The following is a 26,294-nucleotide window of genomic DNA, read 5'->3' on the forward strand; positions in this document are numbered from 1 at the left end:
TATGGGCACGGGATTCGCGGTACATCCTTCGATGTCCCCGGTGCCGCGCCTTTCATTCCTGGGCGCCCGGGACCGGGCTTTGGATCGGTCCGAGAAAAGGCAGCTCGGGTCATATCCGACTGGAGGAAAAATGTTGCGCATTCTGCTGACCAATGACGACGGGATCCATGCGCCGGGCATTCATGCCTTATGGCGCATCTTCGATGATTGGGCTGACATCTTCGTGGTCGCTCCCGATACGGAGCGGAGCGCCACTGGTCACGGCATCACCGTTCACCAACCCCTGCGTGTGGAAAAGCTGTCCTTTGCCAATCCTCATTGTCACGGTTGGGCCGTCAATGGCACACCGGCTGATTGTGTCAAACTGGCTATGGAGGAACTCCTGGCAGAACCGCCTCACATTGTTATCTCTGGCATCAACCGCGGCCCTAATCTGGGAACTGATGTGCTCTACTCTGGAACCGTTTCAGCTGCCATGGAAGGGGTCATCTACGGCGTCCCGTCAATCGCTGTTTCGGTCACCGGCTGGCACACAGCAGACTATACCGTCGCCGCCGAAACGACCCGCTTGCTCTGCGAAAAACTGGTGGCCCGGGGGCTGACGCCGGATACTTTTCTCAACGTGAATGTGCCTGATTTGCCCCGTGAACGCATTGCCGGCATCCAGGTGACAAAACTGGGAAGCCGTCGCTACCAGAACATCTTTGACAAGCGGACTGATCCGCGCGGCCGTACCTACTACTGGATGGCTGGAGAGGTTCATGACGTCGACGCCGGCGAAGGCACCGACATTAGCGCCGTCAACGCCGGCGCCATCTCGGTGACACCGATTCATTTCGATCTCACCAACTACTCCCTAATCCAAGAGGTATCAGATTGGCTCGGCGGGGGATCATCTCCCTTCGCAGATAGAAATAAAAAAGATGATGTCGAGACAAAAAGGAAGGCCTAGCCTTCCTTTCGCGATCTGTTCCGTCCTGTTTACCTCCCAGCGCCTTCCATCGGCCAATGATCGACCGGTCCGTTACGACGTCGGCCCCTTGCCATCCTGGACCAACAACGCCTCAGCCCGGCGGACCATGGCCTTTACCATGCTGCCCCCAATCTTGCCCCCCACACGGCCGCAATCGCTGGTCGTCAAAGCGCCCCAGTAGCCGTCGTGGATTTTTGGCGTCAGCCCCAATTCCTCGGCAATCTCGTACTTAAAAGCATCACGTACAGACTCGGGAAAAATCTTTCCTCGCGGAAAAAACCGGGCCAGGGGGAACCACCTCCTCCGTGTATCTAGTATCTTCCACCGAGTTTTCCGCTATGACGAAAAAATCATGGCCCATCCGCTAAAAAACGGGTCATCTAGCAGGCGCCTCCACATGTAAAGCGCCTGCTCATTTTTTCCGGAGCCATCCAAGCAACCAGACCCCTCCTGGAAAACTGCGCAGATCAGCAGCAGTCAAACCTCCATATGCAGCCAGCGTGACGAAGTAGAGAATACCCATAATAGCCACCATCGCTACCAAGGCCGTTACGTCAGAGCGCCCTGCGAAGGCGGTTACCTGAAGGCACACCCATAGGCCGGCGGCCGCGACGAGAGCAGCAGGAAGGGGCAACAGGGAAGAGGACAGTTCCCTTCCCGTGAGACCGAGTCGTCGGTGAAACCAAAAAAGATGCAACAGAGCCGCCAGGATGTTGGAAATCGTAAAGCCATAGGCGATGCCATTCAGACCAACGGAAGGCAAGGTGGCCAGGGTGAGGAAGAGACCGACGCGGAGCAATGACGTGGCCACTGTAACGAGGAGTGGGAAAACGACCATTCCCAGGCCTTGCAAGATTCCGCCGGTGGTGCTTTGCAGGTAGAAAAAAGGAGCGCCCCAAGCTAGGATTTGAATCGTATCGCCCATATGGTCCAAACCGAAAAACAGTGACGCAAAACGATCGCCGATGATGCCGAGCAACACCGCCGCCGGCCAGCCGATCACCGCCGTCAGGCGCAGCGCCTTGACAGCCCGGTAGCGCACCGTCCGCTCCTGCTTGAGCGCCCAACTTTCGGCAATGCCGGGAACTAAGCTGACCGATAGGGGCGCCGTGAATACAGCAGGAATAGCGATCAGGGGAACTAAGCCACCGACGAGACTGCCGAAGGCGGTCGTGGCTTCTGATAAAGAGAGACCGGCCTGTTGGAGGACGCGCGGGATCAGGTAGGCGTCAAGACCCATGATCAGACAGGCCGCAATCCGAGAAGCGGCTACCGGGCAAGCCACCGGCCAGAGTGAACGCAGCGCCTGTCCCGTGCTGATCGTTGCCCGGGCACGGTAGCCAGCCCAGAAGAGCTTGAGCCGGCTGAAGAACAAAGGACTTGCAAATATCAGCAGGGTAACGAGACCGAACAATTCGCCGAGAGTGATCCCCAAGGTCATTCCGGCAGCCGCCCAGCCGGCGCCGCGGGGTAGCAACACCAGTGCCAGGGAGATTCCACTGACGATGCGCACTACCTGCTCGACAAAAGAGGCGATCGAGGATGGTGCCATCTCCTGCATGCCTTGACAGAAGGAACGGATCGCCGAGGCGAAACTGATCAGTACGATGCTGGGCAAGAGAGGCCAAAAGGCGGTCACTGCACGATCATCAGCCACCAACGCCGGAAAGAGGGAACGGGAGAGCAGAAATGCCGCAGCCGTCACTGCCATTCCGCCGGCAACCAACAGCAGTACGGACACCTTCATCAGGCGCCGCACATTGCCCCAGCGGTTATAAGCAGCTTCCTCGGCGATTCTTTTCGTCAACGCCACCGGAATGCCAAAAGTGGCCGCCACCAGTAAGAGTATGTAGACGGGATAGATCATCTGAAAGAGCCCGACCGTCTCTGCGCCAATGTATCTCATCAGTACAATCTGGTTATAAAAGGAAAGCAAACGGTTTAACAACGTAGCCGCCATCAGGACGAGGGTGCCATAGGTCAAGGCGGTGGCCATGGCCCACCTCCTAAAAATTCAGTATGTTCCTACAAAAGTGAAAAGGATTTTTATACCTTAACGTATAATTAATAAAATAGTTCAAATCATCCCTAGGGAAGGAGGGTTCCAGTTTGACGACACCGAGAGAAGCCATACGCAACATCGCTGTTCTCGCCCACACCGGCGCAGGAAAGACCTCCTTGGTGGAATCGATGCTGTTCAATGCGGGACTCATCAACCGAAAAGGTCGAGTCGAAGACGGCAATACAACGACCGATTACCTGCCCGAGGAAACGAAGCGAAAAGTAAGTATCCAATCGGCGATGGCGCTGATCAAGTGGCAAGGGGCAAAACTAAATATCATTGACACACCGGGATACAGCGATTTTTTTGGCGAGGTCATCAGCGCCGTATCGGTCGTTGAAGGGACTTTGCTGGTCGTCTGCGGCGTCAACGGCGTCCAGGTCCAGACGGAGGCGGCCTGGCAGTTGAGCCAAGACAAGGGGCGTATCCCTGTCGTTTTTATTAACAAACTAGATCGGGAGAACTCGAACTATGGCAAAGCGCTGGAGCAATTGCGCGAACTCGGCGGTCCTCATGTTCTTCCCTTACAATGGCCTCTTGGCGCCGCTCCCCATTGGCAGGGGATGGTCGATATCCTCGACGGCACTTTCGTCCCGACCAATCCTAAGTTCAAAGATATGCCGGCTTTGTCCACAGAAGAATCGGAGAACATAAAAAGCTGGCGCGACAAGTTGGTCGAGGCTATCGTCGAGATGGACGAGGAACTGCTGATGCGCTACCTCGACGGCGAAGCGATCGATCTGGAAGAACTCCGTCCGGCCTTGGCAGTTGCCGTCAAGGAAGGCAAGATCGTCCCCGTCCTCGGCGGCGCCATTAACGCTGATGGAACCGTCAAGCGCCTGCTCGATGACCTGGTCGCACTGCTCCCAGCGCCTCTCGATGAAGAAGGCCAGGAGCCGTCTGCCGGAGCGCCCTTAAAAGCCCAGGTATTCAAGACCGTCATCGACCCCTACCTGGGCAAAGTCAACTTTGTCCGCATCTATCAGGGTACACTGCGCGCAGATACGCCGCTCTACAACGGCACGAGTCAAAAAGAAGAAAAGCCGGCAGCGCCGCTGTTCATGACCGGCAAGAACCAGCAGCCCGCTGATGCAGCCGGCCCAGGCGAGATCATCGCCCTTGTGAAACTCCAACATACCCATACCGGTGACACGTTGTTTGCCAAAGGCACTGGCCTGACGCCGCTCAGACCTATCGAGTTCCCCAATCCCAGCCTGTCCATGGCCTTCTACCCGGCCACCAAAGCCGATGAAGATAAACTGGGCACAAGCCTGCAACGCCTGTTGGAGGAAGAGCCCTGCTTAAAGATTCACCGAAACACGGAAACGAAGGAAACCATCCTGACCGGCATGGGCACCCTGCACATGGAGGTCTGCGTCGAACGACTACAACGCAAGTACGGCGTGAATGTGACCACCAGTTGGCCAAAGATCCCCTACCGCGAGTCGATCCGCAGAACGGCCAAAGCCGAAGGAAAACATAAAAAGCAAACCGGCGGACACGGCCAGTACGGCCATGTCTGGCTGGTCTTGGAACCGAAGCATGACGGCGATTTTGAGTTCGTCGAATCTATCTTCGGCGGCGTGGTGCCGAAAAACTTCATCCCCGCAGTCGAAAAGGGCGTTCGCGAGAGCCTTCTGGAAGGGACGTTAGCTGGCTATCCCGTCATGAACATCAAGGTCAACCTTGTCGACGGCTCCTACCATCCCGTTGACTCTTCAGAACTCTCCTTTAAGATGGCCGCTCATATCGCCTTCAAAAAAGGCATGGAGATGGCCGATCCCTACCTGCTCGAACCGGTGATGCAGGTGGAGATCAATGTGCCCGAGCACCACCTGGGCGACATCCTGGGCGATCTGAACAGCCGCCGGGGCCGCGTCCTCAGCAGCGATATGGTTGGCAAGCGCCAGATCATCCAGGCCCTCGTGCCCCAACAGGAATTGATCCAGTTCCCCCTGCAGCTCCAAGCAATTACCCACGGCCGCGGCAGCTACCGAGCCCAATTCCACTCCTACCAAGAGGTACCTGCCCGGCTGGCTCAGACCATCATCGAATCGGCCCGCAAGAACGGCCATTAATAGGGAAAGCACTAGCTGATTCCTTGCGTAAACTGCTTCGTACCCATAAACGGGCAGTTCCGTCGTTGGCCCACAATGGGAGGGGAAGAACCCTTTCGATTCATCAGCCAAGGGGAGACCGTGAGCAGAGGGGGAGACCCTCTGCTCACGGTCTCCCTTCATCGTCTTCGTCGATTTTTGCGTTAAGAAAAAAGGTTTTTTTTTATCTACAGGGAATACATGAAGGAAAACGCGGAGACAGGGGAAAGGCCTATGACCATCGACCTCCATCTGCATACAACAGTCTCCGACGGATTGCACAGCCCCATGGAAATCCTCGACATGGCTGTCCAAGCAGGATTGACCACGCTGTCGATCACCGATCACGAATCCATCGAGGGTTGCCTAGAGATCGCCGGCGCTGCAGATAAAAAGGGCATCCGCGTCATCCCCGGCGTAGAACTGCTCGTTACCTATGCAGGCAATGAAATCCACCTGCTCGGCTACGGCATGGACCTGACCGACGGTTCTTTCCTGCAGCGACTGGCCGAACTCCGCCAAGCACGCAATATCGTTGCGGAGCAGACGGTTCGAAACCTGCAAAAACTCGGCATCCCCCTTGCCTGGGAAGATGTAGTGTCCATCGCCCACCCACGGGGTGCCATCAGCAAAGGTCACATCATCCACGCCCTGCACCTGGGCGGCCTGTTGACCCACCCTGCTCAGGAATTTATCCGCCTCTATCTCTCCCGCGACGGGCTGGCTCATGTAGAATACAATTCTAACAGCTTTGACCAAGGCGTGGAGACGATAAAGTCTGCCGGCGGGGTACCTATTGTGGCCCACCCGGGCCTGATCCAGAGCCAGTCGCTACTGTCGGAATTGCTGCTTCGCCCTGATGTAGGGTTGGAGGTTTTTTACGGCTACTACGGTCCCAACCGAGAGCGGTGGATTGAGAATTACCGCCGCATCGCCCAGGAGAAAAACCTGGTCATGACCGGAGGGACCGATTACCACGGCCCCTTCGCTCCGTTCAAACCGGGAAGCGTGCCCATTCCCGATTGGGTTGTACCTAACCTGGACCGGGCCATCATGATGGCCAAACAGTCTCGATAAGCCGCCCGGGTGTGTTTTTGAGCGGCCAGTAGCCGCCAAACCATCATAGAGATCAAACATCGAAAAAAGACGAGCTGAGGAGAGTGACTCATGATCTGGAACCGACCGATGGAAACGATGGCCCGCAAGGAATTACAAGCATTGCAACTCCAACGGCTGAAAGCCCTCGTAGAGCGGGTCTATCACAACGTGCCTGCCTATCGGGAAAAGATGCAGGCCGCCGGATTGACCCCCAGGGATGTGCAAAGCCTGGAGGACCTGCGTCGACTGCCTTTTACAGTAAAGCAGGACCTGCGCGACCACTACCCCTATGGACTCTTCGCAGCTCCCATGCGCGAGATCGTCCGCGTCCACGCTTCTTCCGGCACGACGGGCAACCCGATCGTCGTCGGCTATACCCGCAGGGATCTCGACACCTGGTCAGAAGTAACCGCCCGTACCCTGGCTTGCGCCGGCGCTGACGCCGACGCTGTCGTCCAAGTCAGTTACGGCTACGGCCTCTTCACCGGCGGTCTCGGCATCCACTACGGCGCCGAGAAGATCGGCGCCACTGTCGTGCCCATGTCAGGTGGAAACACCCAGCGGCAAATCAAGCTGATGCAGGACTTCGGCGCCACTATCCTGGCCTGCACGCCTTCCTATGCGCTTTACCTGGCTGAGGCGATCCAGGAGATGAAGATCCCTCGAGAAAAGCTGCGCCTAAAAGCGGGCATCTTCGGTGCTGAACCCTGGACCGAAGAGATGCGGCGCGAATTGGAGTACCGTCTGCAGATCATGGCTATCGACATCTACGGCCTGAGCGAGGTCATCGGTCCCGGTGTCGCCAGCGAATGCCCTGTGAAAAATGGCCTACATATCTTCGAGGACCACTTCATTCCTGAGATCATCGACCCTGAAACGGAGCAGCCGCTGCCCTACGGGGAAAAAGGGGAACTCGTCTTCACCACGATCACCAAAGAGGGTTTTCCCGTCATCCGCTACCGCACTCGCGACATCTCAGTCCTGCATGCCGAACCCTGTCCCTGCGGTCGGACTCATGTCCGCATGGAAAAGGTGAGCGGCCGCAGCGACGATATGATCATCATCCGCGGCGTCAACGTCTTCCCGTCTCAGGTGGAGAGTGTTCTCCTCAAGCTTGGCTTGACAGAGCCTCATTATGTGCTCGTCGTCGATCGGGTAGGCTCCCTGGACACGCTGGAGGTGTGGGTGGAGGTTTCAGACAAACTCTTCTCTGACGAGGTGCGCAACCTCGAAAAGATCGAGCGGACGATCCAGCGGGAACTGGAAAGCCTGCTGGGGCTCACCGCCCGCGTCCGCCTCGTCGAACCTAAGTCGATCGAGCGCAGCGAAGGCAAAGCCAAGCGCGTCATTGACCGCCGAAAAAAACAATAACAAAACAGGGAAGGGGAGGGGTAACTTATGAAGGTGCAGCAAATCTCTGTCTTTCTAGAGAACAAATCAGGTCGCCTCGCCATGCTGACAAAGGTGCTGGCCCAAGAAAAGATCAACATCCGGGCGCTCTCCATCGCCGATACAACCGACTTCGGCATCCTCCGCCTCATCGTCGACCAGCCTGATGCCGCTTATCTGATGCTGAAACGGGCCGGCTTTACCGTCAGTGAGACAGCCGTCATAGCCGTAGAGATCCCTGACCATCCTGGGGGCCTCGCCGAGATCCTGGACATCCTGGCCGGCGCCGAGATTAACATCGAATACTGCTACGCGCTGCCTCAGAAGAGCAATGACAAGGCTCTCGTCGTCTTCCGCGTCGAGCGGTTGGACGAAGCCATTCGCGTCCTCCTGGAAAAAGGCGTCGGCGTTTTGAAGGAAGACTCTGTATACGGCATCTAATTTCATGAAATGATAGCGGATATGGATGCTCATCCCAAAGGGCATCCATTTTCCACACTGATTTTCCCCATGTAAGGAAAGGAATGGGCAATTGACTGTGAAACAACGCCGCTTTCGAGGTGCAGTCTTCCTGGCGGTCATCTTTTTTCTATTGCCTCTGCTTTCCGCGCTGCTCCGTCTCTATGTAGAGTGGCGCTGGTTCGGTTCCGAAGGGTTTGGCAATTTCTGGTTAACCCGCTATGCCACGGATTGGGGATTGGTCCTAGGCACAGGGCTGCTCGCCTTTCTCTTTTTCTACTTCAACCTGCGCCTAACCCGTGACGTTGTCGACAAGGCGTTACAGTACGCCTGGACGACCGCCGAGGATCACCCTAGGCTGTTTGCGCTGGGCGATTGGTTAAAACCAGAGAAGGTTCGTTATATCGTTCTGCTCCTCAGCCTGCTGCCGGCGCTCCTCGTCTCCCAACTGGCGCAAAACCGCTGGCAAACGCTGTTGCTGGCACTACAGAACGAAAAATTCGGCATTGCCGATCCGCTGTTCCAACTTGACGTTGGTTTTTACGTCTTTCAACTGCCGCTGCTGCAGTTCATCTACGGCGTCGTGCAGTTTGTGCTGGTTGTAACAGCGATCATGCTGGTGCTCGTCTATCAGACCGCCAACATCCTTGGTTTCGGCAAAGTGGGGTGGAGGGATCTTCCGCGCGCCCGTTTTCACCTGGCTGGGATCGGCGCGCTCTTTTTCCTGATCAAGGCCTTTGGGTACCGACTGGACATGTACGATTTGGTCTATTCGCCCCGCGGCGTCGTCTTCGGCGCCAGCTACACCGATGTGCATGCCCAACTGCCGGCCTACCAAATCCTTTCGGTGATCGCCCTGATCACGGCGGCGATGCTCGTCTTCGCCCTCGTCCGCCGGCGCATCCGTTGGGCCGCCTATGGTGTGGGTCTGCTCATCTCCGCCTCCGTATTGGTCGGGGCTGTTTACCCGGAACTCGTCCAGCGGTTCAAGGTAGAACCGAACGAGTTTGTCATGGAAAAACCTTACATCGATATGAACATTGCCTTCACCCGCCGAGCCTTCGACCTGGATCGGATCCAAATCCAGCCTTTCGCCGTCAAGAACGATCTCTCAGCGGCCGACATCGTCGCCAACAGCGACACGATGGCCAATGTGCGTCTCTGGGACTGGCGTCCGCTCCAACAGACCTACAGCCAGTTGCAGGAGATCCGCCTCTACTACAAGTTTAAGGGAATCGACATCGACCGCTACCGCATCGACGGCGCTGAGCGTCAGGTCATGTTGGCGGCCCGCGAACTGGACACGGCTGCGCTGCCGGAGACCGCCCAGACCTGGATCAACAAGCGACTGCTCTACACCCACGGGTACGGCGTCGCCATGAGCCCTGTCAACGAGGTCTCCTCCGAAGGACTGCCGAAGTTTTTCTTAAAAGACATCCCGCCGAAGCCCACTTCACCTTCTCTGGCGATCACTCGGCCTGAGATCTATTTCGGCGAGACAGAAGGCGACTATGTGATCGTCAAGACGGCGACGAAGGAGTTCGACTACCCCTCCGGCGATGACAACGTTTACACGACCTATGAGGAAGAAGCCGGATTGCCCGTCGGATCCTTCATGCAAAAGCTGGTCTATGCCCTGTATTTCGGCGACATGAAGCTGCTCCTTTCCTCGGAAATCCTGCCGGAGAGCCGCCTGCTCATGGAGCGCAATATCGTCGACCGCCTTCAGAAGGTTGCCCCCTTCTTGCGCTTTGATAAGGACCCCTACCTGGTGATCCAAGATGGCCGGCTCGTCTGGATGGCTGACGCCTATACGGTTTCCAAAGCCTATCCCTTCTCCCAACCGGTCAGCGGCATGGGCAACTACATCCGCAACGCTGTCAAAGCCACCGTCGACGCTTACACGGGCCGGATGACCTTCTATCTCAGCGATCCCCATGATCCGATCATTCGCAGCTACGGGGCTATCTTTCCGGGCATGTTCCGGCCCATGGAAGAGATGCCGTCAACCCTGCGGGATCACATCCGCTACCCGGAAGAACTGTTCCAGATCCAGTCGCGCGTCTACGCCACCTACCACATGGAGGATACGGGCGTCTTTTACAACAAAGAGGATGAATGGAACATCCCCACGACACGGGTGAGCGACAAGGAGCAGCGGGAGATCGAGCCCTACTACACGCTGATGAGGCTACCCGGACAGGCGTCACCGGAGTACATCCTCATGATCCCCTTTACGCCGTCGAAAAAGCAGAACATGATCGCCTGGATGGCTGTCCGCAACGATGGGGCCAACTATGGCAACATCATCGTTTACACCTTCCCGAAACAGGAGCTTATCTACGGTCCTGCCCAAATCGAGGCGCGGATCGACCAGGATTCGGAGATCTCCCAGAAATTGACCTTGTGGAATCAAAAGGGCTCCTCGGTCATCCGTGGCAACCTGCTCGTCTTGCCGATCAAAGATTCGCTCCTCTACATCGAACCCTTGTTCCTGCAGTCAGAGCAGGGAAAACTGCCGGCCTTGCGGCGTGTTATCGTCATTTTCGGCGAACGGGTCGTCATGGAAGAAAACCTGGACACGGCACTTCAGCGGATCTTCGGCCAAGGCGCCGCCGCCAGACCGCCGGGCCAGGGAACAGCGGCACAACCGGGCGCACCGCCGGCTATGCCAGGGCAACCAGCCCCGCCGGGACAACCGGCGCCCGCCCCTGCTGAACAGTCAGTTCCCGAACTGGCTGCCCGAGCGCGCCAATTGTACGACGATGCTGACGCGCGCTTGAAAGCGGGCGATTGGAATGGCTACGGCGAACGGCTGCGCGAACTCAGGGAGACGCTGGAAAGCTTAGAGAAAAAGACGAGATAACGGGAAGATCAATTGAAAAAACGGAAATCCAAATCACTTTCTGTTTCACAAAGCAGGGCATCAGTGGTATAATGGCATCGAACAGCAATGTGCCTGCCGTGTTCGTCAGCCCATGAATGTTTCTAACCTACAGGAAACATTCGGGAGTCAATACCGGCGGTGGCTGCCAGGCCAACGTTGATTGGAAGGCAAAAGCGTGCCGTGAGGCGCCCACCTGCGAGACGCAGGTTTAGAAACCACGGTGCAACGGCATAGCGGGTACATTGCCGTTTCATAAGAAGAACAAAAGGCCCCGGCGATAAGCCGAGGCCTTTTTATTTTTACTGGAATAGCGGCAGTAACTGGACGGTTGAAGGAAATCCCTCCTGCCTGTGGAATAGAGATAACTTAAATATTACCCCCAGGAGGTATGTTAACATGGGTCGCAGAAATATCCGCTTTCAAGGTGTAATCAAAAACGGCGCCCTCATCGAATTCTTTGGGACCATGATCCCGAGCCTACTGCTGTTCAAGCGCGACCCGCACGCCTGGTGGCAGCGCCGACAAAAGAGAAGAAACCGCAACCGCCAACCATTGCCTGCGCTAGAAGTGTTACTGAAACGCCCCGATGACGCCGGGCGCGCAGGGGATACATACATCTTCATATTCAAATGGAAAGGCGATGAGTTTGATTTAGACGCCTTCCACGACAGCCACGACTTCCTACTTGATTTGGATCGGGTGCTCCGCGCCCAAGGACGGCGCTTTCGCATCTACACGTCCCTTTCGCCGAAAACCAACCTTCCGAGACTGGCCGAAGCAGCGGGTCTGGGCAACCTGTCACCTTTCGGATTACTCGTCCATGCCCGATTCGGTCCAAGAATGCTGATCACCGGGGTGGAGGTGGAAGGGGGGCTCCCGCTTCCGGATCAGGTAGAGCAACCGGCGAGTATGGGCTGCAACGACTGCGGGCTATGCCTGCGCCTTTGCCCGCAAGCGCCGTTAAAAAGCGGTGAGGTGGACTTGCGCAAATGTGAGGGGTGCAGCCGCTGCATCAAGTGCTGTCCCATCGGCAAAAGCGTTTCAATCGTCTAATCTTCTAATCGGACGATGAATGATTGGATGAATGATGTTCGTCACATCGAGCAGGAGGGCTCCGTGGAGAAGGTACCGAATTGACGAGACTGCTTTCAGTTGCTTCGTTAGTTTACATAATATCGATTATGCGAAATAAAAGCTCGGTTGTCTGCCTATCAACGAGAAAAAAAATCACACCCCTTGCAACCTTTCCACTCCTTCCGTCGTCATTACAGTGAAACGTTATCCAAAAGAAAACCAAATAAAGGAGTGAAACCACATGGTCCAAAGGCACACCTTCCGTCGCTGCCTGGCCGGTTGCCTCAGCGTCTGCTTGCTGGCAGGAGTTGCGCCTGCCGTCGCCGCCGAACCAGCGCGGTTGATCGCTGCGCCGGATGGGCAGATGCAGCCCACTTTGCCGGAAAAAGCACCAGTGACGTTGGAGCAGGCGCTGGTCAAAGCGAAGGAAGCGTTCCCTCCCCCTCCAGAATATACGAACTTTCAATCGGCCTTTAGCGGCTATGGCAGGCAAACCGTCTGGAGCCTGAGTTGGCGGCCGGAAAACAATACGGGATTTTTTGAGGTTTCCGTTGACGCTGTCACCGGCGAGATTGTGGCCATGAATCAGTGGAAGGAACAGATATCTCAGGGACGTCCCGATCTCTTCCCCACCCTGCCGCTGGACAAAGCGCGGGAAAAAGCCTGGCGCCTGGTGCAACAGTTGAATCCGACTAAAGCAGAGAACCTGCGGCTACATATAGACGGACTCAACGGCGGCGTCATCAGACCGGAGATGGAAAGGCGTTACCACTTCATCTGGCAACGCACCCACAAGGGCATTCCCTTTCCGGGCAACACCATCACGGTGGAAATAGACGCCAACAGCGGCGATGTGACCAGCTATCACGTCAACTGGACCACCCAGGTCCTGCCTGACGCCCATGGCGTGATCTCTCTTCAAAAAGCGCGCGAAATCTATGAAAAAGCGGGCATGCTCGAACTGCAGTACTATTTACCTCGCACCCCTGACGGGAAGGCGACTAAAGAGGCTCAATTGATTTATCGTCTACAACACCCGTCCAACGGTCAAATCGACGCCTTTACCGGCCAACCCGTCAAGCCCTATACACCGGATTGGAAGTTTACCGAGAGCGGCGCTGGCGGATTCGGTTCCCTCGCAAAATCAGCTGCCCAGGAGCTCACTCTCCAGGAGAACCGAGAGATAGAGCTGACCGGCAAGTTGCTCTCCCGCGACAAGGCCCTCCAGGCGGTAAAAAAATGGTTTGACCTTCCGCAAGGCGCGGAATTGCGAGGCGCCCATCTGGGTAAGTATGATGAAAACAGCTACGCTTGGATGTTTGACTGGGAAGGCTCTCCGGAAAAACAAATCCCCTTTGTCAATGCTCGAGTGAATGCCGAAACGGGAGAACTTATCGAGTACTATCTACATGATCCCAACGATTATAACCAACCGGGCGGGGACCTGCCTCGTGAAGAGGCCCAGAAGATTGGCGAAGCCTTTCTGCAAAAGATTCAGCCTGATCGTTTGGCACAAACCCGCCTAAACAACAATGTCAATGAAATGACGCCGATCATCCTGAAAGGAAAAGTGCCCGCCAATCACTCGTTCCTCTATCGCAGGCATGTCCAGGATGTGCCCTATCCGGAAAACTTTATCTCCATCTCGGTCAACACGAAAACCAAAAAGATCACTGGCTACCAGATGCGCTGGTCCTCGTCAGACCGATTTGCCACCCCGCAGAATATCCTCAGCCCCTCCGGCGCTGTTGACGCCTTCCTCAAATACCGTCCTCTCACCCTCACCTATACCCAAAATTTCACCGAACCGGGCAAGGAAGCGCCCATAAGCCTCGTCTACGTTGCGCAGGATGGCCCGAACGGCTACTTCTATGAGATGATCGATGCCCGTTCGGGCAAACCGCTCCGTTTTGACGGCCAGCCCATGGAGCCACCCAGCGGCTCCTTCCGGTTCAACGATATCGCCGACCACCCACTCGTCAAAGAGATCAGTCTGTTAGGTCAGATGAACGCCTTCCGGGAGTACGGCGACGCCCTGCATCCCGATCAACCGGTGACCGCTGTCTCACTCCTCCGGTCGATCGTGATCACCCGACCTGATTATTACCGTGAAGACAAGCCCTCTGACGGTGAGATCATGCAACGGGCGCGAACGATAGGTCTGCTGGCGGAACCAATTCAGGCCGGCGACGTTGTCAGCCGCGAATTGCTCGCCAAATGGATGGTGCGGATGCTCAAGCTGGAACCGGCAGCTCGTTTGCAATCGATATACCAATTACCCCATGAAGACGCCGCTTCCCTTTCAGCTGAATCGAAAGGCCATGTGGCCATCGCTTGGGGGTTGGGACTGCTCCCCGTTGATGCCGAGCAACTCGAACCCAGCCAACCAGTGACCCGTTTAGAAGCCGCCATATCCATGGTGAAGGCCTTCAAAGTGAAGTAAACAACACTTCTTCGATAAAAAGCACGATAGGATTGAAAAGTGAGCAAGGAAATAAACCCTCAAGAGGAAAATGGGAAGAGAGGCGGGGCGATTGTCCCGTCTCTCTTTTTATGACTTTTGTTTCTGAAACGGCTCACCAGCGACCCTCGTCCTGCGGCGAGGGATAACCCCGGCGTTTCGAGTCTCCGTAAACACCGACCGGCATCGAAGGGATCTCCGAATCCCGTGCTGAACAGGTGACCTCGTACATGACGTCAAAGTATTCCCGAATCATCCGGTGGGACGAGAACTGCCAGCGGGACATGTCGATGCTGGCGCGCATCATCTGGATCCATCGTTCCCGATCATGGTAATAGGTCGGGATCACCTCATTGAGCAGCACCCGGTAGAGTTCGCGCAAGTCTTTTTCATCCTGTTCCCATTCATTCAGGTCGGCTTCGAAGATGGGATTGAGCAACCATCCACTTACTCGATGCTGTAGCCCCTCACCGACCCAACCGTCGACAACACTCAAGTTCAGCACCCCGTTCATGGCTGCCTTCATCCCCGAGGTTCCGCTTGCCTCCAGAGGACGGCGCGGGTTGTTCAGCCACACGTCACAGCCACGCACCATGTGTCGGGCCACTTCCATGTTGTAGTTCTCGATGAAGACTACGCTCTTGCCGTATTTCTTGGACATGCGCACCAGCTGCTGGATGATGTCCTTGCCGATCCCATCCTGAGGATGAGCCTTGCCAGAGAAGACGAGTTGAATCTTTCCCTCCATCAGCAACGGCTCGATCACCTCAGAAGACCGGAAGATCAAGTCGCTACGTTTGTAAGGCGCGGCGCGACGGGCAAAACCAACAATCAAGGCGTCCGGGTTTAACCGTTTGTGACAATGTTGCTCAATATAGTCGATCAGCATGCCCTTGTTCCGCTGGTGGACCGTCCAAAGATCACCCTTGCGCTCGAAGGCATCACGGATGCCCTCATCCTGCCAGGTCTGAGGGTGAACCCCGTTGGTGATAGAGATGATACATGCAGCATCATGGATGTCTTTCCACATGCGGCAGGCCGTCTGACCATGCAGCTTAGAGACACCATTGGCGATGTGGGACAGGCGCAACGAGGCTGCCGTCATATTAAAGGGATCGCCACCGATCTCGCGGGCCTGTTCGTATGTCAAACCGTTGTAGACCTCCATGTGCTGAAGCAGACCGTGATCATGGATCTCGTTCCCGGCCTCAACCGGCGTATGAGTCGTAAAGACGATCTGCTTGCGCGTCTCGCTCCAGGCGTCTTTGAAAGACATCCCCTGCTGCATCTTTTCCCGGATCAGTTCGATACCGCAAAAAACGGCATGTCCCTCATTCATATGATAGATATCCACATCGATGCCCAAGGCCCGCAACGCCCGGATGCCGCCGACTCCCAGGATGATCTCCGCCGCCACCCGGTCCTGTGCCGTTCCGCCGTAGAGGCGATTCGTCATCCACCCGTGTTCGCTGCCCGGAAAATTCGTATCGAGAAGATAGAGGGGCACATTGCCGAACTGGTCTACCTTGTGAACCTTACAGGTCACATCAGCGCCCCGCACCCGTACCTTTACGGTGACCCCCGTGTCTTTGACCGAATCAAAAGTGAAATTGGGATACTTGTCGTAGGGGCGACCGTCTTCCCCGATGTATTGCTGCGTATAGTCCTGGTTCCAGAGGATGCCGATACCCACCATGGGCAAGCCCAAATCATAAGCCGCCTTCAAGTAATCGCCAGCCAGCACGCCGAGACCGCCGGCATAGATAGGCAATTGGGGATCTAAGCCATATTCCATGCAAAAGTAGGCTACTCGAGGTTTTTTCGTCGTATCATTGTCAAGCCTCAAATCGCTTTTTCCGGCGGAAAAGGGGCATCTCCGCCGGATTTCACCTCCCGCCACAGAAAATGGGGTTTCTTTTGCTATCATGCGCATCTCCAATAAATTCATACAACGCGCTTAAAGGGGGCAGTTTTCACGACTATACAACCGTTTTCCAAAGAAAGATGGTTTTTCCGTGAATTGATGTTTGATAGGTCAGATTATGTTATAATTATCGACGGAAGAACGGACATATCCGGGAGGGCCTTTGATGTTCGAGCTGAGCGAACGACAAAAGTCAATTCTGAACTATATCCGCACGGAAATCCGCCGCCGCGGCTATCCGCCCTCTGTCCGGGAGATCGGCGACGCCGTCGGCCTGACCTCCAGTTCAACCGTCCATGGTCACCTCAGCCGCTTGGAAAAAGCAGGTTTCATCCGTCGAGATCCCGCCAAGCCGCGGGCGCTCGAAGTGCTAGCACCTGACGATGACAACGGGGTGGAACGTCCGCTCATTGACATCCCCATCGTCGGACGGATCAGCGCAGGTAGCCCTATTCTCGCCACGGAGAACATCGAAAACACATTCCCCCTTCCGCTCGATTTCATCCGTACCGATCAGGTCTTTATCCTGACCGTCCGGGGTGAAAGCATGATCAACGCCGGCATCCATGACGGAGACCTGGTGATCGTCCGCATCCAGCAGACGGCAGACAACGGCGACATCGTCGTGGCCTTGCTCGGCGACGAAGCGACAGTCAAACGGTATTTCAAGGAAAAAGATTACTACCGGCTTCAGCCGGAAAACGACTATATGGAACCCATTCTGATCAAAGAAGTCCACATCCTCGGAAAGGTCATCGCCTTGTTTCGGAAGTTTTAAGCTTTCACAGCGACAAGGCAAGTCATCCGAACATAAAAGAAGACGCCTTTCCATACTTGGAGGGCGTCTCTTTTCATGCATCCCAAATGCAGACAGATCGTTATAACACAGATACGGCCGTTCGGTATAATAGGGAAATGCCATTCGGTCACAAACGAGGCAACCGTTCCGTGGCATTTCGCTGTTTTTCCCGGTAACGGGCAAGACCCAGATCGACAAGCCGGCTGAGCAGTTCCCCGTAAGGGATACCTGTCGCCTCCCAGAGTTTCGGGTACATGCTGATTGAGGTAAAACCGGGCAGGGTATTGATCTCGTTGATGTACACTTCCCCGCTATTCTTGTCAAGCAGGAAGTCAACGCGCGAAAGACCAGAACCGTCAATGGCCCGAAAAGCGCGGATGGCCATCTCTTGAAAAGTCGCCACATCGGCCGCTGCGATGGGCGCCGGGATGAGCAGGCGCGAATCAGCGGCGGCGTATTTGGCGTCATAGTCGTAAAACTCGTGGGCTGGCACGATCTCGCCGGGCACAGACGCTACCACCTCATCGTTCCCCAGCACACTGACCTCGATCTCACGGACGTTGATCCCTTTTTCTACAATAAGTTTGCGATCGTAACGGACGGCGTCGTCAAAAGCGGCAACCAGTTCTGCTCGGTTGGTCGCCTTGGAGATGCCCACACTAGAGCCCATGTTGGCCGGTTTGACGAAGCAGGGGTAGCCAAGACGGTCTTCCACTTCGTCGATAACCTGTTCCCGCGCCGACTCCCAGCGGTTGCGCAACACCACGAGATAGGGCAGTTGGGGCAAATCACTCTGGGCAAAGAGCGCCTTCATGATCGCCTTATCCATGCCACAAGCCGATGCTAGGACACCACAGCCCACATAGGGCACGTTGGCTGCCTCAAAGAGGCCCTGAATCGTCCCATCCTCCCCGTTCGGACCATGCAATACCGGGAAGAAGACATCGACGGGAACAGGCTTCCTAGTAACAGGGTTTTCCTCGATCAGACCGGGGCAGGTCGGGTCAGGAATAAAATAAACCCGCTGACCGTAGGGTTGTTGTCCCTTGCGCAGGTTGTCGATCACGTTGGACCCCAACCACCACGCGCCATGGCGATCGATGCCGATGGTCAAGACATTGAAACGGAAGCGATCTAAGGCGTCCACAATGGATTGCGCAGATGTCAAGGATACCTCATGTTCCCCCGATCGACCACCACAGATTACGGCGATGGTCTGTTTCATCATGCCAGGTCCCCCTTTCCAAGCAAAAAAGATGGACCGAACCACCCTTTTGCGTGCCATTCAGTAAGTATCCTATGCCGGTAATGGGGCAGGCGCTTACCAAACCTGCCAGATGAAGGCGATGATCATCACCATCGCCAGCAAAAAGCGCAGGGCCGAAGCGCCTGCCAACCCGAGCACCGTTCCGACGCCTGCTTCCAGCGCCGTTTCAATGGAACGGCCATGCCATAGTTCGCCGGCGACGGCGCCTATGAATGCGCCAGCGACCGCACCGAAGGGTCCCAACGGGAGCCCCAGCAGCCCGCCGGCGACAGCACCCCAGGTCCCGGAGGAGGAAGCGCCAAAACGGCGAGCCCCCCAGGCCGTTCCCAGGTAATCAAATCCGCTCGACAGCAACACTGCGATCAGGTTCAGCCCTAAAAAGAGCGGCGTCATCTTCTGAAATCCTTCGGCAAAGCCGTAGCCGACCATCGCCAGAAAGATCAAAGAAATGCCGGGAATCACCGGCAAAAAGGTGCCGAGGACACCGATGAACATGACAACGATTGCGCCGATCAACCAATAATCGTACAAACTCCGACACTCCCCTGTGCCATTGCAAGGTCAATAACTTTAGTATTTCCACATTGTTTGACGAGCTCCTGCACAGGGGCAGTGTTCTTCATCCGGGCAAAAGTCCCCCTTCGAGCAAGGTCTGGGCTGCAGAAAGGGCGCCGATCCGGACAAAGCTCTGAGACAGACCACCTTGAAAATACACCGCATAGGGATCGCGCATCGGCGCGTCAACGCTCAGTTCGCTCGTCGCCCCCTGGATAAAGGTTCCGCCAGCCATGATTACGGAATCGGTGTAACCAGGCATCGGCGCCGGTTGGGGGACCACATGGCCGTCAACAGGGCAGGCCTTTTGAATGCCCTGGCAAAAGGCGACCACCCGTTCGGCGCTGCCGAGAGTGATGGCCTGGATGATGTCGCTTCGCTCTGCGTCATAGCGAGGGGTAACGGCAAAACCGAGTCGTTCAAAGAGCCTAGCGGCGAAAACAGCGCCCGCCAGCGCCTCGAAGACCATCTGGGGCGCCAGGAACAACCCCTGAAAGTAGAGTCGCCGGCCGCCCGGGCTGCTGCCTACGTGGGCACCGATGCCTGGGGCCGTCAACCGCGTCGCGGCCCGGCGTACCAGAACCTCCCGTCCGGCGATGTAGCCGCCTGTGGGGGCCAGGCCGCCACCTAGATTTTTGATCAACGATCCGGCCATCAGATCGGCACCCAGGGCGGTCGGTTCCTCCCTTTCGACCAGTTCGCCATAACAGTTGTCAACAAAGCAGATCACATCAGGCCGCACCCGGTGAATAGCCGCGCAGGCCTCCCCGATCGCCTTCGATGTCAGCGATGGACGCAGACTGTAGCCGCGCGAGCGTTGGAAAAAGACTAACCTTGTCGCTGGACGCAGCCCTTGGAGGAGGGCGGGCAGGTCGATAGCTCCGTCGGCAGTCAGTTCCACCTGATCATAGGAAACGCCGAACTCGCGCAGGCTTCCCTCGGCTGGTTCTTCCCCAAGCCCGATGACCTCCCAGAGGGTGTCATAGGGCGTTCCCGTCGCTGATAGGATCTCATCGCCCGGTCGGAGGACGCCGAACAAGGCTGTGGCGATAGCATGGGTCCCAGAAACAAACTGTTCACGCACGAGTGCGCTTTCCGCCGACAGCACGGTGGCCATCAGTTGGTCCAGGGTCTCACGGGCGCTGTCGCCATAGCCGTAGCCGGTGGTCATACCCAGGTGGTAATCGGAAACACGGCAGTCATGAAAAGCCTCCAACAGCCGCAGTTGATGGTATTCTCGCCGTGCCGCCAGTTGCGCGATGACCGGGGCCGCATCGACAGCCGCCTCTTCTGCGAGGCGGGCCAGTTCCGGCGCGAGCCTGCCCCGTTGGCACAGGTTCGCGATAAGACCATTGTCGGCGCATACCCGATTCGCACAGTCTCCCCGTTTCTTTGTTGCTTCCGATTCTTTTATTGCTTCCAATTCCACAGATTCTCCCCATTCATTGCGTCTACCGGTTTCATCGCTTCTTGCTATTAATATTTTTCAGGAACAGTCATCTGCCTGCCCGGCAGCGATGCGACATACGCCTTCGGCACATCGGCGCGGACGCGGACGCCTTCCACCTCATGGGTTAGTTCGCGAACAACCCCGATCTGGTACAAGTGATGGATCTGTTTTCCCTCGTCATAGGGGATCAACACGTCAATGGTGACGCGATCGTCCGGCAGCAGCCTGGCGATTTTCTCCAATAAGCCGTCAACGCCTTCTCCCGTATAGGCGGAAAGGGCGACCCACGGATCGGGCGGACGCAATAAGGCATCTATTCCACCGGGCTGCAACCGGTCGATTTTGTTTAACACCGTCAGGATCGGCTTCTCCCCAGCGCCGATCTCTGCGAGCACCGCCTCTACGGTCCGCATCTGTTCCACCGCCGCCGGATGGGAGGCGTCCACGATATGCAGCAGCAGGTCGGCAGCCACGATCTCTTCCAAAGTGGCCCGGAAAGCCCGTACCAGCGAGTGGGGCAGTTTACGGATGAAGCCAACCGTATCGGAGAGCAGCACATCCCTCTCCGCAAGCAGCCGGATCCTTCGCGTCGTCGGATCCAAGGTGGCAAAGAGCTTGTCTTCCCCAGCAGGGCTCGTTCCCCCAAAGGGAGCAAAACGAGACACCAACAGGTTGCTTAAGGTCGACTTGCCTGCGTTCGTATAGCCAACCATGGAGATCAGGGGCAGATCCAAACGCTGCCTAGAGTGGCGCAGCCGTTCCCGGTGATGGCGGACATGATTGAGTTCCCCTTCCAAATCTCTCATCCGCCGCCGCAGGTGGCGCCGATCCGTCTCCAGCTTTGTTTCTCCAGGTCCACGTGTGCCGATGCCGCCGCCCAGACGGGACAATGCCTGCCCCTGACCGGTCAATCGCGGCAGCAGATAATGCAATTGGGCCAGTTCCACCTGCAGTTTGCCCTCCCTTGTCCGGGCCCGGCCGGCGAAGATGTCCAGGATTAGGGCCGTCCGGTCGACGACGCGGATGCCGGTGAGGTTTTCCAATCGCCGTTGCTGAGCCGGCAACAACTCTTCATCGACGATCAACAGATCAGCGCGAGTCACCTGCAGGGCCAGCGTCAGTTCCCGGATCTTTCCCGAACCGAGATAGGTGGCGCGATCAGGCCGCTCCAAGCGCTGTGTCATCTGCCCAACGACAACAGCCCCAGCCGCTTCGGCCAGTTGGGCCAGTTCCTCAAGCGGCCGTTCTTCCCCTGCAACGCTATCCTCCAGTCCGATGAGAAAAGCCCGCTCTTGCTCTGCACCCGTTGCCGTCGTATCGACAGACGATATCCTCTTTTCATAGCGGCGCACCATCTCCTGCCAGGGGAAGGCGCAGAGCTTCTCATAGCTCAGCGGCCCAATCGACTCAATGGCATGATCACTGCCGGGGGAAAGATAAGCCGCGGAGCCGCAATGGGGGTCTGCAGCGGCGATCACCGCCATGCAGTCGAGGTGTAATTGCCGGAGCGCCGACAGATCGACATCGCTCAAGTACGGGCTGTCGCCCGGATGGGTGTGAATGCAGCGAACACCGGCCAGGCGCCGCGTTCCCCGGCGGATGTCGTGGTCCATCATCGCCACCGTGTGGGCATCGCCAACGACCAGATCAACCACTCGACCGCGCCGATCTGCGAACAAAGCCACCTCCCGCCCGGTAAGAGAGGTAAAATCGAGTAGGAGGGGGTGATTAACCCCCGTCCTCTCACACCACCGTACGTACCGTTCGGTATACGGCGGTTCATGCTGGTTGACGATGAGATTGGTATGTTTCGACTAAACTGACTAAGCCCTGTTCCCGCCAGTAGGCGAGGCCAAGGGCTTTATTCATTTGCGGGGTCAAGGACAGACGCCAATATCCTTTTCGTGAGCCGCTGATGTTGCATGCCCATTCCTCCGGGATCCCCAACGCCACTAAGTTTCGTCTTCGTGTCTTCGGGCGCTTCCATTGCTTGAGCAGGCACATCCGCAGTCGTCGGCGAAGCCACTCATCCAACTCTTTAAGTACGCTTGGCGTGTCAATGAGTCGAAAGTAGCCCATCCAGCCTTTCAGGTATTGGTTGAGGGTGACCAGTCGGTCCTCCATCGCAATGCTTCGGTTCCGCCCAGTGAACTGGCGGATCTTCTCTTTCACCCGTTTCACCGTTTGGGGGGCGAGCCGAATCTTTGCTGCCTTATGCCACGTAAATGAAAACCCCAGAAACTTTCGGTTCCAGGGTCGGTCGACTGCGCTTTTCTCCCAGTTGACCTGCAGTTTTAACCGCCCCTCCAGAAACTTTGCCATACCCTCCATCACTCGTTGCCCTGCCCGTCGACTGCGGACGTAGACGTTACAGTCGTCGGCGTACCGGCAGAAGCGATGTCCCCGGCTTTCCAGTGCCTTATCCAAATCATCCAGGATGATGTTCGCCAGCAAAGGGCTGAGTGGACCTCCCTGGGGTGTTCCTTCCTCGCTCTTCACACGAATCCCGTTGAGCATGACCCCGGCCTTGAGGTATTCTCGGATCAACTTCAAGATTCGTTTGTCCTTCACCTTGCGCGCTACGCGCGCCATGAGAATGTCGTGATTGACGCGATCAAAGAACTGGGCCAGGTCCATGTCAACCACCCATCGGTAGCCGTCGGCGATGTATTCCTTCGCTTTCTTCACCGCTTGGTGCGCACTCTTTCCCGGACGAAATCCGTAGCTGTTCGTGGAAAAGTCAGGGTCGAAGATCGGCATCAGGATCTGGTTCAGGGCCTGTTGGATCAGTCGATCGACGACAGTGGGAATGCCCAGCTTCCGTGTTCCGCCTTGGGGTTTGGGAATTTCAACCCGCCGGACCGGTTGCGGTCGATAGGTCCCCTCCAACAATTCCTGTTTAATGCGCGACCATTCCTCTTTTAGGTACGGGCGCAGGGATTCTAGCCCCATACCGTCGATTCCGGCCGCGCCTTTGTTGGCCATGACTCGCTTATACGCTTCCGTCATGTTCCCTCGTTCGACGACTTTCTCCATCAGATCATACGTCTCTTCGCGGGGTTGCTTCGCTTCTTGTGCCGGTAACGCGCTCGGCACTCCACCGGTCCCCTGCGGATTCACCGCTTCCTCCCGTTGGCAGTTCCCTTTCGGGATATTCGGCTGTCTCTGCGCGTCACGCGAACGCATCGTCGCTTCCCCTTCCATCATGTTCGGTCCTTCATCTGGCCGGACGTCGGGCCAGCCTACTATGACCTCTGCTGACTCCTGCCGGTTCAGCCACGCCTTTCGGCGTGGTTTCCCAAGTTACTTGGTCCCCCGGCAGGCCTCCCCGGGTAAGAACGTTGCCTTTCCCTCCATCTACCCGCCCCATTTACTCTCGGCAGCCTTCGGTGACAAGGACTTCGCTTTGTTCGGCAAGCTCATCCAACTGCCGCTAGCCTCACCTGGGGTTCGTGGTCCTCGGGCCGGAGGTTTGCCGCTGGCTTCCTTCAGATTCCGCCTCGCGGCGGACACCCTTGCCTTAAGCTAACGCCTACTGCCACCTTCGGCGTTCGGGACTTCCACCCTAGAGACAACGCCCATGCCGGGCGCACCGAAACAAGCTCCTTTCCCACTTCCGGGGCAAGGAGCAAATTGGCGTCCATCTGAAGTTCCAGCATCCCCGTCAACCGTTCCAGACGGTTGCGCGCCACGCCGTCGACATTGCCTTTTATACGTTCAATACTCATAGCAGCATTTTACCATAGCTGAAGCTCTTTTGCCTAGCGTCGGGGTTTGAAAGCGGAAACGAGACTGGAAGCATCGCCTAATGTAGGCGGTTCCAGGCCGGCGAGGTTACAGCCTTCCAGCATGTCCTGGGCTTCCAGCGTCATCAAGGCTTCTCGGGAGATCTTTGGGTAGTCATAGGCATGAAGCAGGCGCACTGCTTGGCGGCGGATAGCTTTTTCGGCTATATTCCGAACGAGCCGGGCATTGCCCCGGTGTCGATGTCCGAACTTCTCTTGATGCAGCAAGAAATTGCGCAACGTTAACCGCGCTTCGCCTGACATGCGGTACTGTCGCTGCGCCACCATGGCGTCGGCGATGGCCAGAAGTTCCGCCGTCGTGTAATCGGGAAATTCTAATTGGATGGGGAAGCGGGAGCGAATCCCCGGGTTACAGTGCAGGAAGTAGTCCATCTCGTCTTTATATCCTGCCAGAATCAGAATGAGGCTGTCGCGATGGTCCTCCATTGCCCGGACAAGACAATCGATGCACTCTTTGCCGAAGTCCTTTTCGCCCCCTCTTGCGAGCGAGTAAGCCTCGTCGATGAAGAGCACGCCACCGAGCGCTTTTTTCACCTGCTCCCGTGCCTTGACGGCAGTATGTCCGATATATTCGCCGACCAGATCAGCCCGTTCCACCTCGACGATATGCCCTTTCGGCAACACGCCCAGCTCTTTGAAGAGCCGCCCAATCAGGCGGGCGACGGTCGTTTTTCCGGAGCCCGGATTGCCTTTGAAAATCATGTGCAAGGCCATTGGCTCATTGATCAGACCCTCCTTGTCCCGGAGTTGCCGGATCTCCACAAAGGAGCGCAATTCATGAATGAGCGCTTTGATCTCTTGAAGTCCAACCAAGCCCGATATCTCATCGAGGATCTCCTGAACCTTACCCGTCGCCTGTACTTTTCCTGTTGCTTGAACCTTCCCAGCAGCCTTTACCTTTTCGCCAACCTTTCCGTTTGTTCTTGCTTTTTCCGTTTCCCTTTCCTCCTGGCCCGCCGTCATTCCTCCACGAATCAAGGGGTTTGGCACGGGAAGCCAGGAAGTCTTGCTCAGTAAGGCCGTCTGTGTGTCGGGGTTGATATTTACCCGTATTTTCAAGTCGGTCACCTCCCGCCCCGATCCATATATCTTATGATCGCGAAGGGGAGAAAAAAACAAAACCCGGCTTTGGCGCCGGGACTTTATCTGTGCAGACCGTCTCCCTGTTCTCATGCTCACATGGTATGCGTCGATTCCCGCTCGACCGGCAGCATTCCTTGGCGTTTCCAGGTTGCCGGATGACCTGCGTGGAGACATTGCACCTGAGCGCCGTTATAGAAGAGAACGTAGTGTAATTCGATCCGCTGTTGTCGCAGACATTGCGCGACTCGACGCACCTCATCCAGTTCCTCTGTGGCAGGAGAACGCCTGTCTTCTTCGGTCCGAAACCAAATCGCCGCCGAATGTCCGCCTTCCAGGCTGATCCATGCTGTCAGTTGATAAGGTTCTTGCAGTCCAAAACGCAGTTGATCAGAACGCCGCACCCCGAAGGAGATCACCTCCCCTTCCCCGTTTAGAACCGCCACAGAAAGGCGACCTCTGCCGAAGCGGCTGTTCAAGGCAGTCAACTCGGGAATAGAGTGAGCTGTCCAGACCTGCTCCTCTATCAGCTCGTCAAACTCGAAATCCCAACCTTCAAGGACCTGTTCGAGCAAAACCTCCCGCTGCAGGGATATATATCTGCCGGTGGATATGAGCATCGCAGCCCCCATGGCCAGCACCCCGGACGCGAGCGTGCGCCCCCCGCCGGAAAGCGGCGTCTCCGCCATACGTGTCGCCTCACCGACGATGACATCTGCTCCCAACAAGAAAAGAGGATAGAGTCCAAGGGCGAGACAGATGGCGCCACCGCGCAACCACCTCATGTCCTGCTGTCCAAAACCGCGCTGCAGCATAGCGGCCGACATTTGGTCGCTATAGTGCACAACCCCGCCAAAGAGTACAAACCAAGCGACCATTTCCCATTGGCTGTCCCAGGGGAAGATGCTCATGTT

20 protein-coding genes and 1 other RNA gene are annotated in these 26,294 nt (G+C 56.6%); 10 read left to right on the forward strand and 11 right to left on the reverse strand.

Translation table 11 applies throughout. The annotated features are described in order from the left end of the window. Window positions 1-133: 133 nt before the first annotated feature. A complete protein-coding gene (gene surE / locus HM1_RS11665) occupies window positions 134-952 on the forward strand; it encodes a 5'/3'-nucleotidase SurE (RefSeq protein WP_012283589.1) in 819 nt (272 codons plus the stop codon). Window positions 953-1,024: 72 nt separating this feature from the next. Here the strand turns inward: surE and HM1_RS11670 are convergent, their stop codons facing one another. Next, on the reverse strand, window positions 1,025-1,291 hold the full coding sequence (locus tag HM1_RS11670; protein ID WP_417999846.1) for an alpha/beta-type small acid-soluble spore protein: 267 nt from the start codon (window positions 1,289-1,291) through the stop codon (window positions 1,025-1,027). A gap of 94 nt (window positions 1,292-1,385) precedes the next feature. Further along, the gene (locus HM1_RS11675) at window positions 1,386-2,969 is read right to left on the reverse strand and encodes a putative polysaccharide biosynthesis protein (RefSeq protein WP_012283591.1); all 1,584 of its coding nucleotides are present in this window, start codon (window positions 2,967-2,969) and stop codon (window positions 1,386-1,388) included. A 113-nt stretch (window positions 2,970-3,082) separates the two neighbouring features. On the opposite strand from HM1_RS11675, the gene fusA reads away from it, so the two are divergent. From fusA to HM1_RS11710, 8 genes are all read left to right on the forward strand, one after another. Further along, window positions 3,083-5,113, forward strand: a complete 2,031-nt coding sequence (fusA, locus tag HM1_RS11680) for an elongation factor G (protein ID WP_012283592.1) — start codon at window positions 3,083-3,085, stop codon at window positions 5,111-5,113. 252 nt (window positions 5,114-5,365) lie between these two features. Next, window positions 5,366-6,208 carry a PHP domain-containing protein gene (locus tag HM1_RS11685; protein WP_064504704.1) on the forward strand — a complete coding sequence of 281 codons (843 nt, stop codon included), beginning with the start codon at window positions 5,366-5,368 and terminating at the stop codon, window positions 6,206-6,208. A 90-nt stretch (window positions 6,209-6,298) separates the two neighbouring features. Then, a complete protein-coding gene (locus tag HM1_RS11690; protein WP_012283594.1) occupies window positions 6,299-7,600 on the forward strand; it encodes a phenylacetate--CoA ligase family protein in 1,302 nt (433 codons plus the stop codon). Window positions 7,601-7,627: 27 nt separating this feature from the next. Beyond that, window positions 7,628-8,059 (forward strand): amino acid-binding protein, encoded by a 432-nt coding sequence (locus tag HM1_RS11695; RefSeq protein ID WP_012283595.1) that lies wholly within the window; start codon window positions 7,628-7,630, stop codon window positions 8,057-8,059. A 97-nt stretch (window positions 8,060-8,156) separates the two neighbouring features. Next, complete coding sequence (locus HM1_RS11700) at window positions 8,157-10,943, forward strand: UPF0182 family membrane protein (protein WP_012283596.1); 2,787 nt, start codon at window positions 8,157-8,159, stop codon at window positions 10,941-10,943. Between the two features lie 87 nt (window positions 10,944-11,030). After that, window positions 11,031-11,208: non-coding RNA, 6S RNA (gene ssrS, locus HM1_RS14925), on the forward strand. Between the two features lie 152 nt (window positions 11,209-11,360). Beyond that, window positions 11,361-12,017, forward strand: coding sequence for an electron transporter (locus HM1_RS11705; RefSeq protein WP_012283597.1), 657 nt, complete (start codon window positions 11,361-11,363; stop codon window positions 12,015-12,017). A gap of 262 nt (window positions 12,018-12,279) precedes the next feature. Then, window positions 12,280-14,481 carry a PepSY domain-containing protein gene (locus HM1_RS11710; RefSeq protein WP_012283598.1) on the forward strand — a complete coding sequence of 734 codons (2,202 nt, stop codon included), beginning with the start codon at window positions 12,280-12,282 and terminating at the stop codon, window positions 14,479-14,481. 133 nt (window positions 14,482-14,614) lie between these two features. Here the strand turns inward: HM1_RS11710 and glgP are convergent, their stop codons facing one another. Then, window positions 14,615-16,447: an alpha-glucan family phosphorylase gene (gene glgP / locus HM1_RS11715; protein ID WP_012283599.1), complete on the reverse strand. Its 1,833-nt coding sequence runs from the start codon at window positions 16,445-16,447 to the stop codon at window positions 14,615-14,617. Between the two features lie 142 nt (window positions 16,448-16,589). Between glgP and lexA the strand changes: the two genes are divergently transcribed. Beyond that, window positions 16,590-17,201, forward strand: coding sequence for a transcriptional repressor LexA (gene lexA / locus HM1_RS11720; RefSeq protein WP_012283600.1), 612 nt, complete (start codon window positions 16,590-16,592; stop codon window positions 17,199-17,201). Between the two features lie 148 nt (window positions 17,202-17,349). Here lexA and HM1_RS11725 read toward each other — a convergent pair whose 3' ends face one another. From HM1_RS11725 to HM1_RS11755, 8 genes are all read right to left on the reverse strand, one after another. Beyond that, window positions 17,350-18,450, reverse strand: coding sequence for a D-alanine--D-alanine ligase (locus HM1_RS11725; protein WP_012283601.1), 1,101 nt, complete (start codon window positions 18,448-18,450; stop codon window positions 17,350-17,352). A 93-nt stretch (window positions 18,451-18,543) separates the two neighbouring features. Next, a complete protein-coding gene (locus HM1_RS11730) occupies window positions 18,544-19,020 on the reverse strand; it encodes a DUF456 domain-containing protein (RefSeq protein WP_012283602.1) in 477 nt (158 codons plus the stop codon). Window positions 19,021-19,108: 88 nt separating this feature from the next. Continuing rightward, window positions 19,109-20,473 carry a methionine gamma-lyase family protein gene (locus HM1_RS11735; protein WP_012283603.1) on the reverse strand — a complete coding sequence of 455 codons (1,365 nt, stop codon included), beginning with the start codon at window positions 20,471-20,473 and terminating at the stop codon, window positions 19,109-19,111. Window positions 20,474-20,520: 47 nt separating this feature from the next. Further along, window positions 20,521-22,173 carry a GTPase HflX gene (gene hflX, locus HM1_RS11740; protein ID WP_012283604.1) on the reverse strand — a complete coding sequence of 551 codons (1,653 nt, stop codon included), beginning with the start codon at window positions 22,171-22,173 and terminating at the stop codon, window positions 20,521-20,523. 100 nt (window positions 22,174-22,273) lie between these two features. Beyond that, window positions 22,274-23,701 (reverse strand): group II intron reverse transcriptase/maturase, encoded by a 1,428-nt coding sequence (gene ltrA / locus HM1_RS11745; protein ID WP_012281204.1) that lies wholly within the window; start codon window positions 23,699-23,701, stop codon window positions 22,274-22,276. 281 nt (window positions 23,702-23,982) lie between these two features. Further along, complete coding sequence (locus HM1_RS15825) at window positions 23,983-24,222, reverse strand: hypothetical protein (protein WP_012283605.1); 240 nt, start codon at window positions 24,220-24,222, stop codon at window positions 23,983-23,985. A 33-nt stretch (window positions 24,223-24,255) separates the two neighbouring features. After that, complete coding sequence (locus HM1_RS11750) at window positions 24,256-25,359, reverse strand: AAA family ATPase (protein WP_236995022.1); 1,104 nt, start codon at window positions 25,357-25,359, stop codon at window positions 24,256-24,258. A 116-nt stretch (window positions 25,360-25,475) separates the two neighbouring features. Beyond that, on the reverse strand, window positions 25,476-26,291 hold the full coding sequence (locus HM1_RS11755) for a hypothetical protein (protein WP_148207133.1): 816 nt from the start codon (window positions 26,289-26,291) through the stop codon (window positions 25,476-25,478). Window positions 26,292-26,294 lie beyond the last annotated feature (3 nt).

It is taken from the genome of Heliomicrobium modesticaldum Ice1, from assembly GCF_000019165.1.
Classification (GTDB): domain Bacteria; phylum Bacillota; class Desulfitobacteriia; order Heliobacteriales; family Heliobacteriaceae; genus Heliomicrobium; species Heliomicrobium modesticaldum.

Bases quoted from the DNA above. Each gene is read 5' to 3' on its own strand.
- HM1_RS11675 (WP_012283591.1), bottom strand. From the start codon at position 2,969: ATGGCCACCGCCTTGACCTATGGCACCCTCGTCCTGATGGCGGCTACG.
- HM1_RS11685 (WP_064504704.1), top strand. From the start codon at position 5,366: ATGACCATCGACCTCCATCTGCATACAACAGTCTCCGACGGATTGCAC.
- HM1_RS11690 (WP_012283594.1), top strand. From the start codon at position 6,299: ATGATCTGGAACCGACCGATGGAAACGATGGCCCGCAAGGAATTACAA.
- HM1_RS11695 (WP_012283595.1), top strand. From the start codon at position 7,628: ATGAAGGTGCAGCAAATCTCTGTCTTTCTAGAGAACAAATCAGGTCGC.
- HM1_RS11705 (WP_012283597.1), top strand. From the start codon at position 11,361: ATGGGTCGCAGAAATATCCGCTTTCAAGGTGTAATCAAAAACGGCGCC.
- HM1_RS11710 (WP_012283598.1), top strand. From the start codon at position 12,280: ATGGTCCAAAGGCACACCTTCCGTCGCTGCCTGGCCGGTTGCCTCAGC.
- glgP (WP_012283599.1), bottom strand. From the start codon at position 16,447: ATGAATTTATTGGAGATGCGCATGATAGCAAAAGAAACCCCATTTTCT.
- lexA (WP_012283600.1), top strand. From the start codon at position 16,590: ATGTTCGAGCTGAGCGAACGACAAAAGTCAATTCTGAACTATATCCGC.
- HM1_RS11725 (WP_012283601.1), bottom strand. From the start codon at position 18,450: ATGATGAAACAGACCATCGCCGTAATCTGTGGTGGTCGATCGGGGGAA.
- ltrA (WP_012281204.1), bottom strand. From the start codon at position 23,701: ATGATGGAAGGGGAAGCGACGATGCGTTCGCGTGACGCGCAGAGACAG.
- HM1_RS15825 (WP_012283605.1), bottom strand. From the start codon at position 24,222: ATGAGTATTGAACGTATAAAAGGCAATGTCGACGGCGTGGCGCGCAAC.
- HM1_RS11755 (WP_148207133.1), bottom strand. From the start codon at position 26,291: ATGAGCATCTTCCCCTGGGACAGCCAATGGGAAATGGTCGCTTGGTTT.